Source organism: Erythrobacter sp. WG, from assembly GCF_026586795.1.
GTDB lineage: Bacteria > Pseudomonadota > Alphaproteobacteria > Sphingomonadales > Sphingomonadaceae > Erythrobacter.
This window is the reverse complement of sequence record NZ_JAPFGY010000022.1, coordinates 26,374-41,952: the sequence shown is the minus strand read 5'-3', so window position 1 is coordinate 41,952 and position 15,579 is coordinate 26,374. Positions and strand designations below refer to the sequence as shown.

Genomic DNA, 15,579 nt, shown 5'->3' with positions numbered 1-15,579 from the left:
CACGCGATCAGTGCGCCGACCTTTCTGTTTCCGCGTGCGTCGGTTCGGCATCGCTACCGTCCGACTTCAGGTAGAGGGTCTGTGTCGGGAAGGCGATCGAGAGGCCCGCGTCCTCGAGACGCTCGAGGATGGATAGCAGCAGGTCCTGCCGGATGGAGAGGCTTTCGGCGAAGTCGGCGACCGTGATGTAGGTGAAGACCTCGATATCCAGCGAACTCGGACCGAACCGCGCCAGCTTCGCGCGGCGCGGGTCGGCCGAGACGAGCGGGTGATCGGCGAGCACCTGCTCGATGATCGCGATCCCCTGTCGCAGTTGCTGCCCGCTGATGCCGTATTCTAGGCCGATGACCGGATTGAACAGGTAGCGGTCGCGCTGGGAGTAGTTCTCGATCTGCCGTGACGAGAAGTCGCCGTTGGGAATGGTGACGACGGTGCGCTCGTTGGTGCGGATGCGGGTTGAGCGCATCCCGATATCTTCGACCGTGCCGAGCACGTCGCCGACGCGGCAGAAATCGCCGACCTGGATCGGCCGGTCGGCGACCACGGTGACGCTTCCGACGAGGTTTTCGACCGTCTTCTGCGCCCCCAGCGCCAGCGCGATGCCGCCGATGCCGAGCGCCGCGACGCCGGTGGTGATGTCCACGCCCACCGTGTTGAGGATGGCGATGAACGCCATCGCCATCAGGATCAGCTTGATTGCCCGGCGCGCCAGCGTGACGGCCGAGGCGGCCTGACGCCGCTCGTGGGAATCGAGCCTGGAGGTCAGCAGGGCCGCGATCGCATCGACCATGCGGATCGCGAACCACGCCATGGCGATCCACGCGAAGATGCCGACATAGCGCAAGATCGTCTGGCGGGCGATGATTGAAGCCGGGGCATCGATGCTCGAGATGCGGAAGACGATCACCGCCAGCAGCAGGCTCAGCGGCGGCAAGGCAGCGTAGAAGAACTGATAGACGCCGCTGCTTTCGGGGTCTCGGGACAGACGCCGCACGCCCGCCAGGATGAGCCAGGAAAGCAGCCAGAAGGCCGCAAAGGTGCCCACCAGCAACCCGGCGAGCAGCGTCCAGTCGGCCAGAGGCGCTCCGGCGAACAGGAACTGCTCGGGCGTATCGTCGGGGGCAATCGCCTCGGTCTGGGCGTCGAGCGCGCCGAGCGTCTCGCCCGAGATGCGCCAGATCGGCGGTGAGCTTGCATCCCCGCCGCCATCGGCGCCGGGCGTCGTCCGTTCGAGCAGGATCGGCACCTGATCGGGTCCGCCGAGCGTGCCCACCCTCTCCACATCGAGCGGCAGGCCGTCGTCGACACGCCCACCCGGATCGTTCGACAACTCGGCGAAAGGCACCAGATTGCCCCCGCCATCGAGCGACATCTGCAGGGCCCGGGCAAAGTCCGCCGCGCGCGCAGGGTCGTCCTTGTCGAGCGCGAAATAGTTTCCGGCCAGCAGATAATTGCGCTCGGCAAGGGCGCGGATCAGGGCCGCCACGGTAGAGCGCGGTGTCTGCCGATTGAAGGCATCCCTTGCCACCGGGGCGCTTTCCTGAGCCTCCGGCATCGGCAACTGCGCCAAGGTGGTGCGGGGAACCGCAACCGACAGGGCGACAATGGCAAGAAAGCCGGCAAGCACGCGCATGGGGGCGATTACCCATCCACGCCCCGCGTGGTTCCATCCGTGCCGCTGGCGTGGTCGCCCTTCGCAGCAGCGGCGGCCAGCGCCTCTCACGACCAGGCCGGAAGAAATATCGCAAGCAGGATCGCGAGGCCCGCGCCGGCAGCGAACCGGCACCACTGGCGCAGGATGAGCGGTTCGTTGGGCTTGACGGGGGAGATGAACCCGGCCCTCCCCCGCGCGATGAGCAGCAGGCTGCCGAGCGTGGCGAGGGCGGCATGGAGGGCGGCGTAGAGCGCCATCGCGATGAGGCAGGCAGTATAGGCGTGGCCCGTCGCCTGCGGAACCAGCATGGCCACGACCGCGCCGAAGCCGATTGCCGCCATTGCGCCGCCGAGCGCCGCTACCGAGAGCCAGAGCCCGCGCTGCCGTTCCCGCTGGGCAGGCGTGGCCAGAACCGCGGCCTGGCTCCCGACCAGCAGGCCTCCCGTGCCCACCACCACGAGCGCGACGACACCCCACGGCGGCGCAAACACCGTGGGCGGCCATCCGCCGGGCGCGACGACCAGCAGGAAGATGTAGCCGAACAGCAGCGAGGCGAGGAATGTCGCATCGAAGATCAGAGTGAAGACCATCGCCCACCAGCCGGGCGGCTGGCTGCTGGCAGCTTGCGGCATGAGACGCTGCCCGCCCCCGATATCGAGCGGATGCGCCTCATCGCGAAGGCCCGTCTCCCACAGCCAGCGCACGCAGATGCCGACGAGCACCGCGCCGCCGAGGAGCGCGCCCGGGTAGAGGCCGAACAGGAAGCATAGCGCCGCTCCGACCAGCGCAAGCGCCGCGAGCAGCGGCAGGTAGCTTGGGCCGGGCAGGACGATGACGTAATCGGGCGCACCGTCGATCGCCGAGACTGCCAGGGTCTCGCGACGCCCGGGGGCGGTGGGCGTGGCGAGGACGCCCTCGCCCGCTGCCAGGCGCGCCGGGAGATCGGGGTCCGCGGCGAGTGGCTCGCGGGCGTTCACCTGCGGCAGGCTCGCGAAGTTGTAGGCCGTCACCGGGGTCGCCATTGCCCATTCGAGCGTTCCCGCGCCCCACGGGTTGCGGCGCACGTGCGGCGCGAAGCGCCATTGCACCGCCATGTCGAAGATGATGAGCGCGAAGCCGATCGTGAGGATGAAGCCGCCGATCGAGGAGACGAGGTTGGGCACTTCCCAGCCTAGCCCCGCCGCATAGGTGTAGACCCGGCGCGGCATTCCGAACAGGCCGGTCCAGTGCATGACGAAGAAGGTCAGGTTGAAGCCTGTGAACACGGTCCAGAAGGCGAGCTTGCCGAGCCCGGTATCGGACCGCCTGCCGGTGAATTGCGGGGTCCAGTAGTAGAGCCCGCCGATCACCGGAAAGACGAACCCGCCGACCAGCACGTAATGCAGGTGCGCGACCACGAAGTGGGTGTCGTGCACCTGCCAGTCGAAGGGCACCACCGCCACCATCACGCCGGTCAGTCCGCCGCTGACGAAGACGAAGAAGAAGCCGAAGATCCACAGCATCGGCAGGCGCAGCGTGGGCCGGCCCTTCAGCAGGGTCGCGAGCCAGGCGAAGATCTGCACCGCCGTCGGGATCACCACCAGAAGGCTCGCCGCCGAGAAGATCGCGAGGCTGAGATGCGGGATGCCGGTGGTGAACATGTGGTGCGCCCACAGGCCGAAGCTGATCAGCGCCTGCGCGATCAGGGCGGCGACGATCCAGGTGTAGCCGACCATCGGCCGCCCGCTGAACACCGGCAGGATCGTCGAGACGATCCCGGCGGCGGGCAGGAAGATGATGTAGACCTCCGGGTGGCCGAACAGCCAGAACAGGTGTTGCCACAGCAAGGGGTCGCCGCCGCGTGTCGGGTCGAAGAACGGCAGCCCGAAGGCCCGCTCCATCTCCAGCAGGATCGACCCCAGGATGAGCGGCGGGAAGCCCGCGAGCATCATCGCCGCCGTCACCCACAGGTACCAGACGAGCAGCGGCATCTGCATCAGCCCCATGCCGCGCGCGCGGACCTTGAGCACGGTGACCATGATCTCCACCGCCGCGCAGACCGCCGAGACCTCGACGACGGTGATGCCCACCAGCCAGATGTCGGCATTGATGCCCGGCGAATAGGGCTTGGAGGACAAAGGCGTGTACATGAACCACCCGCTGTCCGGCGCCGCCCCTGCGAGCAGCGCGCCGAGCAGGATCAGCCCGCCCAGAAGGTAGCACCAATAGCCGAAGGCACTAAGGCGCGGGAAGGCGAGGTCGCGCGCGCCGAGCAGCTTGGGGAGCATATACAGCGCGAAGCCTTCAATCAGCGGAATGGCGAAGAGGAACATCATCACCGTGCCATGCATGGTGAAGACCTGCGCGTATTCAGCAGCGTTCAGGAACTGCGTGTTCGGTCCCGACAGCTGCGCCCGGATCAGCATGGCGAGCACCCCGCCCACCAGGAAGAAGCCGATGGCGGTCAGCATGAAGCGGACCCCAACCGTCGTGTGGTTGGTCGCCGCCAAAAAGCCCCAGCGGCCGGGCGGCGCCGAATAGAGCGGCTGGAGCGCATGGTGCAATTCGAGCGCGCGGTTGTGCTGCGAGATTTCGCTCATCTGAGGCCCACCATGTCGAGCACGCGGTCCGCCCATGTCTCGATCGTCCGCGCCGCAGGCGCCGGGCGCTGCTCGAGCACCGGCAGCGGCGCGAGCGCGGCGTCGTCAGCGGCGGCCATCGCGGCCGCGTAGGCGTCGGGCGGATGGGCGTGCACCTCGAAGTGCATATGCGCATGGCCCGGCCCGCAATATTCCGAGCACTGGCCGAGATAGACGCCCGGCCTGTCGGCCTGGAGGCGCAGCGCGTTTCGCCGTCCTGGTATGGCATCCATCTTGCCCCCGAGCCGCGGCACCCAGAAGGAATGGATCACGTCTGCGCTGGTGACGATCACCGTGAACTCGCGCCCCGCCGGGACATGGAGAACGCCGGTGGATTGCGCGCCCCCCGGATACGCGAAGCGCCAGCGCCACTGCTCGCCATGCGCGCGGATGGCCGTGCTTTCGTCCTCCTCGCGGGCGAGCAGCTGATCGCCGCGCACGAAGGCGAACACCATCAGCGCGCTCAGCGTCACGGTCGGGAAAGCGAGGCCCCAGCCGATCAGCACCCGCCGGGTGGAGAACCGCCGCTCCCGCTCGGCGGTGGCCAGCGCAAAGAGCGCCGTCCCCATTACCCCGGTCAGGATCGCGGCCGCGCCCCAGACGAGGATCAGCCACAGGACCTCGACCCGCGCGGCGGCCGGCCCGGCGGGGTCGAGCGCGGACAATTCCCCCGAACAGCCCGGAAGAACGATCAACGGGACGACCATCGCGGCCAACCGCATCGTCGCCATGCAACCCCGCCGCGCCCGCCGGGTAGAGCTTCCATGGCCCTCCTGGACGAGTTGGAGGCCTATCGTGAGCCGGATTGATCTGCGCCGGATGCTGCCGCTCGTGGTCCTTTGCGTGATCCTTTCGGGCTGTGAAGGGCAGGACAATCCCTTTGCCTCATCGCAAAGTGCGAAGGTCCAATATCGCCCCGGCGAGGCGGGGACCGTCGATCATGCCTTGTGCCTGCTGGGGTTCGTTCACGTGCCGATCCGCAACGTGAGGCCGGGTCATCAACTCGTCGAAGCGCGCATCAATGGCGTTGTCGGCGACTTCCTTCTGGATACAGGCGCCAACGTGACGGTCGTGAGCGCCGTCCACGCCGAGCGGTTCGGGCTTTCGCAGGCTGCGGGCGGTGTTCTGGGCGCCGGGGTCGCGCGTATCGCCGGCGCGTCCGGCGCGGGCCGACAGGTGAGGGTCGACAGCTTCACACTCGGCGACATCGATATCCGGCAGCGCCGGGTGCTCGTCGCGGATCTGGGACCGCTGCTCGAGACGCTCGGAGATGCGGCGGGTCGCGAGGTCTATGGCATCATCGGACAGGATGTGATGAACGACCATCGCGCCGTGATCGATGTGGCGCGGCCGATGCTCCATATGCGGCGCGACGATAGCGACCCGGCACCTGTCGCGTCCGCCCGGTGCGAGCCCCGGGGCTGACGGCGCGCCCGGTGATCCAGGGCAGCGCAATCGCCCTCCGCCCCGCCCGCCCCTTTAACATATGGTGCAAACCTTTCGCGTGGTCACCCGGCGCGCACGACGCCAGTTTCCCGACGGTTGCGCTGCCGAAGACCCTCCAATTCGGGCGCGCTGCTTACCCGATGACGCGAGTTGATCGCACCAAGTGACAGAAAGGAAGCCCAGATGGCAACGGCACCAGCCTGGAACCACACGCGCTCTCTTCATCCCCTCCATGCCATTCTCCTTGCCGGGTCCCTGCCGCTGTTCCTCGGTGCGCTGCTGGCGGATTGGGCCTATTCCGCCACCTACGAAGTGCAGTGGACGAACTTCGCCGCGTGGCTGATCGCCGGCGGGCTGGTGTTCGTGGGCTTTGCCTTGCTGTGGGCAATCCTCGCTGCCCTGCGCGGCAGCCGGGCACGGACGGGAGGCGGATGGCTCGGAGCGGGACTGCTCGCGGCGACATTCCTGTTCGGTCTCGTCAATGCGCTCGTCCATGCCAAGGATGGCTGGGCCGCCATGCCCGCAGGACTTATCCTCTCGCTGATCCTCGTCGCACTGGCGCTCGTTGCAATCTGGATCGGCTTCGCGCCGACGCACGAAAGGACGCGTCATGCGTAGAATTTTTCTGGCCCTGACGGGCGCAGCCCTCGTGGCAGGCTGCGGTGGTTCGCCGGAAGCCAATCAGTACGGACCCAATCCGGACCTGCCCGAACAACAGCGTGGCCTCCTCCCTAACATGACCATCGCCAGTCCCGCCGGTTGGGGGGACCGCCGCCCCACCGTGCCGGACGGCTTCACGGTCTCGGCTATCGCCGGCGATCTCAAGATCCCCCGCCAAACCCTCGTTCTGCCCAACGGCGACATCCTCGTTGCCGAAGGCCGGGGGGACAGTGCGCCCGTGCTGACCCCGAAGGACCTGATCGCGGGTTTCATCAAGAAGCGGGGCACGAGCCCGGTCGAGGGCGGCAATCGCCTCACGCTGCTGCGCGACGCGGACGGTGACGGCCGCTACGAAGGCCGGGCGGTCTTCGCGGAGAACCTCAATGCCCCCTATGGCCTTGCGCTGATCGGTAACCGCCTGTTCGTCGCCAATCAGGACGCCATCGTCCGCTTCGACTATCAGCCGGGCCAGATCCGGGCGAGCGGGCCGCCGGTGAGGGTTGCGGATCTGCCGTCCGAAGTGAACCACCACTGGACAAAGGCGATGACCGCAAGTCCGGACGGCCGCTTTCTCTATGTCGGCATCGGCTCCAACTCGAACGTGGGCGAGCGCGGCATGGAGATCGAGGAGAACCGGGCGATGGTCTGGGAGGTGGATGCCGAGACCGGCGCCGCCCGCCCGTTCGCGACGGGCCTGCGCAATCCCACGGCGCTCGCCATGCAGCCGGGCATCGGCCAGCTGTGGGCGGTGGTCAACGAGCGCGACGAGCTTGGCCCCAACCTCGTGCCGGACTACCTCACCTCGGTGCGCGAAGGGGCCTTCTATGGGTGGCCCTATGCCTATTTCGGACCCAACGTCGACCCGCGCGTGAGGCCGCAGCGCCCCGATCTGGTCAAGGCCACCGTGCGCCCCGATTACAGCCTGCAGTCGCACACCGCGCCGCTCGGGCTTGCCTTTTCGGTCCCTGCGATGGGTCCGCGCTTCGCCGAAGGCGTCTTCATTGGCGAGCACGGCAGCTGGAACCGCGAAGTGCCCGTCGGATACAAGGTCATATTCGTGCCGTTCCGGGGCGGCCGCCCGTCCGGACCGCCCGTCGACTTTCTCGGCGGCTTCCAGGCCGATGGCGACACGATGGGCCGCCCGGTGGGCGTGACGATCGACCCGCGCGGCGCGCTCATCGTCGCGGACGATCTTTCGAATACGATCTGGCGCGTCACGCCCTCCGGGAGCCAGCCTGTCCGGACAGCTGCGCGCTGAACCGCTCGGCGCTCTCCTGCGACTACTGCGGCGTGGTGGAAACGAGCACCCCGTTCACCACCACGCCGATCGTGTGCGAGGCATATTCGAACGGATCGCCATCGAACAGCGCGACATCGCCGTCCTTGCCGACGGCGAGCGAGCCGACGCGGCTGTCCATGCCGATGATCCGCGCCGCATCGATGGTGATCGCCGCCAGCGCCTCTTCGCGCGTCAACCCGTTGGCCGCCGCGACCGCCGCTTCGAACAGCACGACGCGGGTCTTGGGCACATAGGCTTCGTAGCCCGACTGATAGGCGAAGGGGATGCCTGCCGCGCGCAGCACGCTGCCGGTGGAGAAGCTGGCGTTTTCATATTCGCCATATTGCCGCGTCATGGGCGCGTGGAGGATCACCTTGACCCCCGATGCCTTGATCTCCTGCGTGAGGAGGTGCGCCTCGGCTGCGCCGTCGAGCACAAGATCGATGCCGAACTCCTCCTTCAGCCGCAGCGCGCTCATGATGTCCTGCGCGCGGTTGGCGGTGACAAGCAGCGGCAGCTTTCTTGCCAGCACGTCGCGCATCGCCAGCGTTTCGAGGGTCGGCGGCTTGTCCTCGGCGCCGGGCTTGGCGCCCGCCTTGGCGGCCGGACGCTCGCCCGCACGGGCATCGAGCAGCGCCTGACGCAGCATCGCCATCTGCTTGGCGCGGGTGCCGGGAGCCTTGCCTTCACTCGCGAGCGCGGCAGGGCCGAGATTGGCCGCGACCATCGCCACCGGCACCAGTGCGGCCGCATCGGCGGTGTTGCCGACGGTCTTGGCGATCATCGTCTGGCCCGAGACCAGCGCGCCGGGCCCATGGCCGGTGTGCACCGTCGTCACCCCGAACCCGCGCAGCCAGGCGACCAGCGCTTCGTTGGGGTTATAGGCATCGATCGCGCGCAGTTGCGGCTGGACCGGCGCGCTCTTGTCGAGCTGGTCCTGATCCTGCGTCTGGTTGAGATAGCCCGAAAGGCCCACCGTGCTGTGCGCATCGACGAGGCCGGGGGTGACCACCGCCGCCTCCACGACCTTGAAGCCCGCCGGGATCGGCGTGGTTGCAGCCGGGCCGACGGCGACGATCCTGCCATCGTCGATCACCACCACGCCATCGGTGATGACGGGGCCGGCCATGGTGTGCACCTCGCGCCCGCGTACGGCGATGTCCTGGGCCAGCGCCGGCGAAGCGGACACGGCGAAACCCGCGGCGGCGGCGAGCAGGGCGGCGGCGCGGCGCATCAGTGATCTCCCCCTGCTTCCGCGATTTCCCAATGGTGGTGCGAGGCTTCCAGCGGACTTCCCGCGCCGTAGCCGCCGGTCGCCATCAGCAGGTCTTCCGGCTTGCTGCGATCGTAGACGCTGCGTCCCTCCACCCAGGTTTCGAGCACATGGGTGTAGACCGACAGGGGATCGCCATCGAGCACCACGAAATCGGCATCCTTGCCCGGCTCGAGCGAACCGATCCGCGCATCCAGCTTCATCTGCTTGGCACCATTGATTGTGAGTGCCCGCAAGGCGCCCTCGCGGGTCATCCCGCCGCGCACGGCGAGCCCGGCCTCGCGCAGCAGCATCCGCGAATCCACGATCGGATCGTCGGTGTGGATCGACACCAGCACGCCCGCCTTCTCGAGGATCGCCGCGTTGTCCATCCTGAGGTCCATCGTCTCGAGCTTGCCGCCCGGCGCATCGAGCGTGATGTTCGAGACCGGCACCTTGGCGCGCGCGAGCTCATCGGCGACCTTGTAGCTCTCGGTGCCGTGCTGGATCAGCACGTCGAAGCCGAATTCCTCCTTCAGGCGCACCACCGTCATGATGTCGTCGGCGCGGTGACTGTGGAAGTGCACGAGCCGTTCGCCCGAGAGCACCTCGCACAGCGCGTCCTTGCCCAGATCGCGCTTCTTGCGGTCGCCCGCGCAATAGGCCTTGGCCTCGGTCAGCGCCGCGCGCAGCATCGCCGCCGACTTGGAGCGCGTGCCGGGAAAGCCGGTGCGCCCCATCGGGTTGGTGCCGTTCGCCATCTTGATGCCGCCCAGCGCCGCGCCGTCCTTCATCGCGAAGGCGACGTCGCCGACCGTGCGGCCCTGACGCAACTTCATGTAGAAGGTCTGCCCGCTGAGAAGATGTCCCGATCCCGGCATGATGTTGACCGTGGTGATCCCCGCCGCACGCGCCTTGGCGATGTTGGGCGCGAGCGGATCGATCGAATCCATCGCCCGCACGTCGGGCTGGATCGGGCCGGAGCCGTCCGCACCCGCAACCTGGCCGATGTGCGAGTGGGTATCGACGATGCCAGGCATGATGGTGCGCCCGTCGAGCGCGCGCCGCTCGGCATCGGAGGGGACGGGGATATTCGCGCCGACCGCGATGATCTTGCCGCCCTTTACCACAAGCGTGCCGTTCTCGATCGGCTCGCCCGCCATGGTGAGAATGCGCGCGCCGGTAAAGGCGATGGCGCGGTCTTGCGCTGCGGCAGGGCTGCAGGCTGCACCGAGCGCCGCGAGCGCGACGCAGGCCTGCCAAGCGGCTCGCCAAGTGCGGGCTGGGGTCAATGTCACGAGGCGGTGCTCCGTTGCGATGAACTGATCCGCCGGTCGTAACCGTCCCATGCCGCGCGGCAAGGGGCAAATCTGCAAATCTGCACAGACGCGCTGGATGCGCGCGCCTGTTTGTCGATCTCCGCTCTCACCGCGCGGTCGGGACCGCCGCCTGCCCGCTTGCGACATTGTCAGCCGCCCACGCTCCCCTCGTCCCCATCGGCTGGGCCGGACCGGTGGTGGTATCCCTCGCCGTCTGATGCTCGAGCTCCGCGTTGAGCTCGCCGCCGAACAGGAGCGCATAGGCCGAGAGGTAGAGCCACGTGAGCAGCACGACCACGGCGCTGAGCGAGCCATAGGTCGCTCCGTAGTTGCCGAAACGCGCAATGTAGAAGCCGAAGGCGAGCGTGAGGATCACCCAGGCGACCGCGAACAGCAGCGATCCCGGCGTCACCCATTTCCAGCTCGCCCTCTCCCGCGAAGGGCCGAAACGGTAGAGCACCGCCGCGCCCATAGCGGCGGCCATCGCGAACAGCGCGTATGACAGCGCCTTGCTGGCCGCGATCGCCCATGCCCCGGACGTCGGCATGAGCGCGTCGAGATAGCCCAAGGCCGCCATCGCCATCGCGGCGATCACCAGAGCGATCACGGCGCAAACCGTGATCGCGAGGGCGACCAGATTGGTCTTCAGGAACCCGCGCTTTTCTTCCTCTTCGTAGGCGATGTTGAGCGCGGTGATGATTGCGCCGGCTGCGTTGCGCGCACCGAAGATCGCCACTGCGAGCGCGACAAGCAGCCCCAGCCCTTTCGTGCCGCCCGACGTCTCGACGACGCTGAGCAGTTGGTCGCCGATGATCCGGGCAACGTCGGCAGGAAGCATCGTGGTCAAGGCGGTGAGGTGACTGAGGACGAGGTCAGGATCGGCCACTAGGCCGTAGGTCAGCACCGCGGCTGCCAGCAGGGGAAAAAGCGCGAGGAAGCTGTAGAACGCGGCTCCAGCGGCAAGGTGGCCGACATTGTCGGCCGATGCCTCCCGGTAGGTTCTGACAAGAACGTCCTTCCACGCGGCGATCGGCATCTCCCATGGAGATGATGCCTCTTCTCCGCGCGCGCGCGTCTGATCGGTCACTTCGCATCCCTCGCTTCGAGGGGTGTGCATAGAGCCTTCGGCAGCAATTGGTTCCAAGCGCGATGAACTTCGCGCGGCGAGAGCTGCCTCGCCGGGTCACCACGTCCTGTCGCCCCTGCCGGCGGATCGCAGTTGCCAAGGCGGCGGGCAGACGCCCCCATCACCCCTGGCCTCCCAGCCAGTGCGCCGCAATCGCCCCCCGGTGCCCCTCGGGCGCCAGCGCGATGCGAAGGGCCTCAAGAAGCGGCGGCAGCGCCTGGGTGAACGCGTATGGCGGGTTGACGATGAAGAGCCCCGCGCCGTTGTAGAGGCCGGGTTGGTCGGCATCGTACAGCCAGTGCTCGACCGTCAGCAGCTTGGGGATGCCGAGCCGGCGCAATTGCTCCTTCCAGCGCGTGTGCGCGGCACGGTCCTTCAGCGGATACCAGATCACGGTCACGCCGTGCGCCCACTTGCGCATGGCAACCGCAAGCGTTGCAGCGATCCGGGCGCGCTCGTCGGTCTGCTCGTAGGGCGGATCGACCACCACAACCCCGCGCGGGGTCCGGGTCGGCAGCATCGCGAGCCACAGCTCGTAGGCATCGCGCTCGTGGATCGCTGCGGTCACGCCGCGCATCGCTGCGCGCAAAGCGGCAGCGTCTTCCGGGTGCTTCTCGTTGAGGATCAGGCTGTCCTGCGGGCGCAGCAGCTGCGCAAGGATGCGCGGCGAGCCGGGATAGAGGCGCGGCGCGTCACCGGCATTCACCGCGCGAACGGCCGCGCGGTAGTCGTCCAGCAAGGGGTCGGCGTCAGCGAAGGCCCGCAGCACCCCCCCGGTCGCCTCGCCAGTGCGCAGCGCCTGATCGCCGCCGAGATCGTAGAGCCCGCAACCGGCATGAGTATCGATCAGGGTCAAGGCGCCGGGCTTGTGCTGCAAGGCCCGCACAAGGGCGATCAGCACGCTGTGCTTGACGACATCGGCGCTGTTGCCGGCATGGAACGAGTGGCGATAGTTCATATGGAAATGTCCGCAAACGTCCCGGGCGGGATCCCGGCAAGGGTCCATTCGCCGATCGACCAGCGCACAAGGCGCAAGGTCGGCAGGCCCACCGCCGCCGTCATGCGCCGCACCTGCCGATTGCGACCTTCGCGCAAGGTGATCCTGAGCCATCGGTCGGGGATGGATTTGCGCTCCCGGATCGGCGGGTTGCGCGGCCACAGATCCGGCGCGTCGATCAGAGCGACGTCGGCCGGGAGAGTCATGCCGTCCTTGAGCCGGACACCTTCACGCAGCGGCGCGAGATCGGCCTCCTGCGGATCGCCTTCGACCTGCACCAGATAGGTCTTGGGCAGCTTGAAGCGCGGATCGGCGATGCGCGCCTGCAGCCGTCCATCGTCGGTAAGCAGCAGCAGGCCCTCGCTGTCCCGGTCGAGCCGGCCGGCAGGATAGACGCCCTTCACCGCGATGAAGTCCGACAAGGTCGCGCGCGTCGCGGGCGATCCTTTGTCGGTGAACTGCGAGAGGACGCCGAAGGGCTTGTTGAACAGGATCAGGCGGGCCATCGCGCGTCCATATCGCGCGATGGCCGCCCTGTCCGCTACCGTCTTTCGAAGGCTGCGATCAGCGATCGGATATGCGCCCGGTGCGCGCGCGTTTCCGCATCGGTTACAGGCTGCGCCGCGAGCGTCTTGATCCTCTCGAGGCTCGCCAGCGCGGCCGATCTTGCGACATAGTCGTAGGTCGGCAGCGGCACCGGCCCCACCGGTGTCTAGGCCGCACCACTCCCCGCGCCCGAGGCGGCAGCGATCAGCCGGGTGACATATTCGATCTGCAGGTTCTGGCGATAGGTGTTCACCGGCCCCGCGCGATCGGCGTCGAAGACGGCGGCCGTCAGCTCGGCCATGTAGGTACTGACCGGATATTCCCCACCATAACGCCGCGCATCGGTAAGGCGCGTAAGGACATTGGGGTGCAGCATATGATCGAGCAAGTCGCTCTGGATGCTCAGCGCGCGCGCGTGCGGCTTGGGGTCCACATTGGTGCCGAAGCTGTCGAAACTGCGCCGCTGGACTTGGAGGCGGTCGAGCAGCGCCTCGCTGGCCGCGAAGGCAGCGGGCGCAAAGGCGATCGCAGTGACGGCCGCGAGCGCGCGGCGCTGGTCCGCCACGGCAACCGGCACCAGCGGCTTCTGCGCCCCCGCCTGCCCCACCGCCGCACGGTTGTTGAACACCCCGCCGATCCAGCGGGAGGCGACAACCGCGGCATTCGCCTGCTGTCCGGTGAGGATGAAGTAGCTGTCGATCAGCGCCTGGTAGCTGTCGCCCGCCTTCAGCACCTTTGCGGGCAAGGCCGCGAAGGTCTGGTTGATGAGCTGCGACTGGCGCTGCGCCCAGCCGATCGGATCGTCGGAAAGGTCGCCGACCATCACCCGGGGATCGATATGCACGCCGGGCGCACGCATATCGTCGGCATCGTTGCCGAAGACGAGCTGCGGTTCGGTCGATCGGGCAAGGATGTTGCCGAGCGCGCCCGCGTCGGTGGTGTAGCCGTATTCGATCGCCCACAGATCATAGGGCCCCGGGCGCTTGACCGAGAACTGCCCTTGGGTCTCGCCCGGCCGCGCGATGTTGATCGCCGGGTACTCCATGACCGAGTTGACCGGCAGGGTCTCGGGCGAGCTCAGCGCCGCGTAAGGCACGCTGTGCGAGGAGCGCATATTGTGGTTGAGCCCCAGCGTGTGCCCTACTTCGTGGAGGACGAGGTAGTAGAGCTCCTGCTCGATCAAGGCGTCGAAAGCCTCGGGCGATGCGCCCTGAGCGAGCAGCACGGCGCGGGCGGTCATCATCCGCGCCTGGAGGAGCGCGCCGAAATCGCAGGCCGGCCCTGCGCCGGGCCCGTGCCGATGCGCCGCGTCAGGTCCGCGCATTTCCGCCGGGAGCCCTGCGGTCTCGAAGATCTCGTTGTAGCGCATCCGGTTGGTGAGGAAGACATACTCGAGCATGATGTCCGCGCCGATGATCTCGCCGGTGCGCGGGTTGACGAAGCTCGGGCCGTAGCCGCCGAAAGGCGGGGTCGGCGAAGACGTCCAGCGCAGGACATTGTAGCGCAGGTCGCCCGCGTCCCAGTCCGCATCGTCGGGCTGGATCTTGACCTCGACCGCGTTGGTGAAGCCGGCCTTCTCGAAGGCGCTGTTCCAGGCGAGCGTGGCGTCGCGGATGATGCCGCGCAATTCGACCGGGGTGGTGTTCTCGATCCAGAAGGTGATCGGCTTGACCGGGTCCGAGAGCGCCGCCCCGGAGTTCTTCTTCACCAGCCGCCAGCGATGGATCAGGTCGCGATAGGGAGCGTGCTCCTTGGAGGTGAGATCGGTCGACTGGCTGGTGAAGTAGCCGACGCGGAAATCGTCTGCCCGCGGCTCGTAGCCGGGCTCGGGCATGGCGAGGAAGGAGTGCTGCACCAGCACCGCGACCGAACGCGCATCGGTCACGTCGAGCGTGCCGTAGTTCGCCGGCTTGGGATTGTCATAGACATATTCGACCCTGAGGTCGGTGTTTGCGGGAAAGCTGCGCGCCGCGGTGATGCGGGTCTTGTCCTTGGAAAGCTCGCCCAGCCCGAAGCTCGCACCCGGCTTGGCATCGGGCGATTGCCACGGGGAGATCTGGTGCAGGGCCTCGCTCTTCAGCAGCGCATCGGCCGAGATCAGCAGCTTCTTGCCGTCCTCGCTCTTCGCCTTGATTTCGACGCTGCCGATCGGCGCGCGGGCGATGTTCGCGCTCGAGGACCGGGCCAGCGCATTGGCGGGATCGAAGTAGTAGCTGGTGTTGACCGCCTCCACCTCGATCCGGTCGTAGTTCCGATTGAACACGATGATGCGATTGTCGCGGAAGTTGCCCCGGAAATGACCGGTCTCGACCGGGCCGTTCTCGGTGTAGGTGAAGTAGATGAATTCGCGGCCCAGGCGATCGGCGTCGATCTCCATGAAGACCTCGCCGGACTTCTTGTCGCGGTAAACGGGGAACAGCCCCTCGCTCCGGTCGAAGTCCTTGACGAACTGCGCCAGCGTCGGCTCGTCCGTCTTCGCCGCTTCGGCCTTCTTGTCCTTTGCCTGCGCGGCCGAAGCGATCATCAGTGCCCCGCCAAGGAGCAAACCCCACTTGCGCATATTTTCTAGCCCCCTGAATTCGATAGGGGTCGATTTCTGATGGGGTTCCCGGCGCGAGGCAAGATGAATCGGTCGCGCGGCTCTTGCCGGTTCGGTGCGCCACGTCCGCTCATCGATGTGCT

The 15,579-nt window shown here is 67.5% G+C and carries 12 protein-coding genes; 3 read left to right on the top strand and 9 right to left on the bottom strand.

Going from position 1 to position 15,579, the window contains the following annotated elements; genetic code table 11:
* Positions 1–7: 7 nt before the first annotated feature.
* Genes OPU67_RS16380 through coxB form a run of 3 tightly spaced genes read right to left on the bottom strand, consistent with a single transcriptional unit; the run spans position 8 to position 5,003 of the window.
* Positions 8–1,786 (bottom strand): mechanosensitive ion channel family protein, encoded by a 1,779-nt coding sequence (locus OPU67_RS16380; RefSeq protein WP_420709007.1) that lies wholly within the window; start codon positions 1,784–1,786, stop codon positions 8–10.
* Positions 1,720–4,233: a cytochrome c oxidase subunit I gene (gene ctaD, locus OPU67_RS11725; RefSeq protein WP_267619724.1), complete on the bottom strand. Its 2,514-nt coding sequence runs from the start codon at positions 4,231–4,233 to the stop codon at positions 1,720–1,722. Before ctaD ends, OPU67_RS16380 begins: the two co-directional genes overlap by 67 nt.
* The gene (coxB, locus tag OPU67_RS11720; RefSeq protein WP_267619723.1) at positions 4,230–5,003 is read right to left on the bottom strand and encodes a cytochrome c oxidase subunit II; all 774 of its coding nucleotides are present in this window, start codon (positions 5,001–5,003) and stop codon (positions 4,230–4,232) included. The genes ctaD and coxB overlap by 4 nt, the downstream gene beginning before the upstream one ends.
* A gap of 64 nt (positions 5,004–5,067) precedes the next feature.
* On the opposite strand from coxB, the gene OPU67_RS11715 reads away from it, so the two are divergent.
* From OPU67_RS11715 to OPU67_RS11705, 3 genes are all read left to right on the top strand, one after another.
* Entirely contained in the window at positions 5,068–5,697 is a 630-nt protein-coding gene (locus OPU67_RS11715) for a retropepsin-like aspartic protease family protein (protein ID WP_267619722.1), read from the top strand.
* Between the two features lie 204 nt (positions 5,698–5,901).
* Positions 5,902–6,336 (top strand): DUF2231 domain-containing protein, encoded by a 435-nt coding sequence (locus OPU67_RS11710; protein WP_267619721.1) that lies wholly within the window; start codon positions 5,902–5,904, stop codon positions 6,334–6,336.
* Positions 6,329–7,636 (top strand): PQQ-dependent sugar dehydrogenase, encoded by a 1,308-nt coding sequence (locus tag OPU67_RS11705; protein ID WP_267619720.1) that lies wholly within the window; start codon positions 6,329–6,331, stop codon positions 7,634–7,636. Before OPU67_RS11710 ends, OPU67_RS11705 begins: the two co-directional genes overlap by 8 nt.
* 22 nt (positions 7,637–7,658) lie before the next feature.
* Here the strand turns inward: OPU67_RS11705 and OPU67_RS11700 are convergent, their stop codons facing one another.
* From OPU67_RS11700 to OPU67_RS11675, 6 genes are all read right to left on the bottom strand, one after another.
* Positions 7,659–8,891, bottom strand: a complete 1,233-nt coding sequence (locus OPU67_RS11700) for an amidohydrolase family protein (RefSeq protein WP_267619719.1) — start codon at positions 8,889–8,891, stop codon at positions 7,659–7,661.
* Positions 8,891–10,207 (bottom strand): amidohydrolase family protein, encoded by a 1,317-nt coding sequence (locus tag OPU67_RS11695; RefSeq protein WP_267619718.1) that lies wholly within the window; start codon positions 10,205–10,207, stop codon positions 8,891–8,893. The genes OPU67_RS11700 and OPU67_RS11695 overlap by 1 nt, the downstream gene beginning before the upstream one ends.
* A gap of 127 nt (positions 10,208–10,334) precedes the next feature.
* Complete coding sequence (locus OPU67_RS11690; protein WP_267619717.1) at positions 10,335–11,315, bottom strand: YihY/virulence factor BrkB family protein; 981 nt, start codon at positions 11,313–11,315, stop codon at positions 10,335–10,337.
* A gap of 160 nt (positions 11,316–11,475) precedes the next feature.
* Positions 11,476–12,312: a 23S rRNA (adenine(2030)-N(6))-methyltransferase RlmJ gene (locus OPU67_RS11685; RefSeq protein ID WP_267619716.1), complete on the bottom strand. Its 837-nt coding sequence runs from the start codon at positions 12,310–12,312 to the stop codon at positions 11,476–11,478.
* Positions 12,309–12,857 (bottom strand): pseudouridine synthase, encoded by a 549-nt coding sequence (locus OPU67_RS11680; protein ID WP_267619715.1) that lies wholly within the window; start codon positions 12,855–12,857, stop codon positions 12,309–12,311. Before OPU67_RS11680 ends, OPU67_RS11685 begins: the two co-directional genes overlap by 4 nt.
* 206 nt (positions 12,858–13,063) lie before the next feature.
* Complete coding sequence (locus OPU67_RS11675) at positions 13,064–15,421, bottom strand: zinc-dependent metalloprotease (protein ID WP_267619714.1); 2,358 nt, start codon at positions 15,419–15,421, stop codon at positions 13,064–13,066.
* Positions 15,422–15,579: the final 158 nt, after the last annotated feature.

Excerpts from the sequence above, each read along its gene's own strand:
- ctaD (WP_267619724.1), bottom strand. The coding sequence starts at position 4,233 with ATGAGCGAAATCTCGCAGCACAACCGCGCGCTCGAATTGCACCATGCG.
- coxB (WP_267619723.1), bottom strand. The coding sequence starts at position 5,003 with ATGGCGACGATGCGGTTGGCCGCGATGGTCGTCCCGTTGATCGTTCTT.
- OPU67_RS11710 (WP_267619721.1), top strand. The coding sequence starts at position 5,902 with ATGGCAACGGCACCAGCCTGGAACCACACGCGCTCTCTTCATCCCCTC.
- OPU67_RS11705 (WP_267619720.1), top strand. The coding sequence starts at position 6,329 with ATGCGTAGAATTTTTCTGGCCCTGACGGGCGCAGCCCTCGTGGCAGGC.
- OPU67_RS11700 (WP_267619719.1), bottom strand. The coding sequence starts at position 8,891 with ATGCGCCGCGCCGCCGCCCTGCTCGCCGCCGCCGCGGGTTTCGCCGTG.
- OPU67_RS11685 (WP_267619716.1), bottom strand. The coding sequence starts at position 12,312 with ATGAACTATCGCCACTCGTTCCATGCCGGCAACAGCGCCGATGTCGTC.
- OPU67_RS11680 (WP_267619715.1), bottom strand. The coding sequence starts at position 12,857 with ATGGCCCGCCTGATCCTGTTCAACAAGCCCTTCGGCGTCCTCTCGCAG.
- OPU67_RS11675 (WP_267619714.1), bottom strand. The coding sequence starts at position 15,421 with ATGATCGCTTCGGCCGCGCAGGCAAAGGACAAGAAGGCCGAAGCGGCG.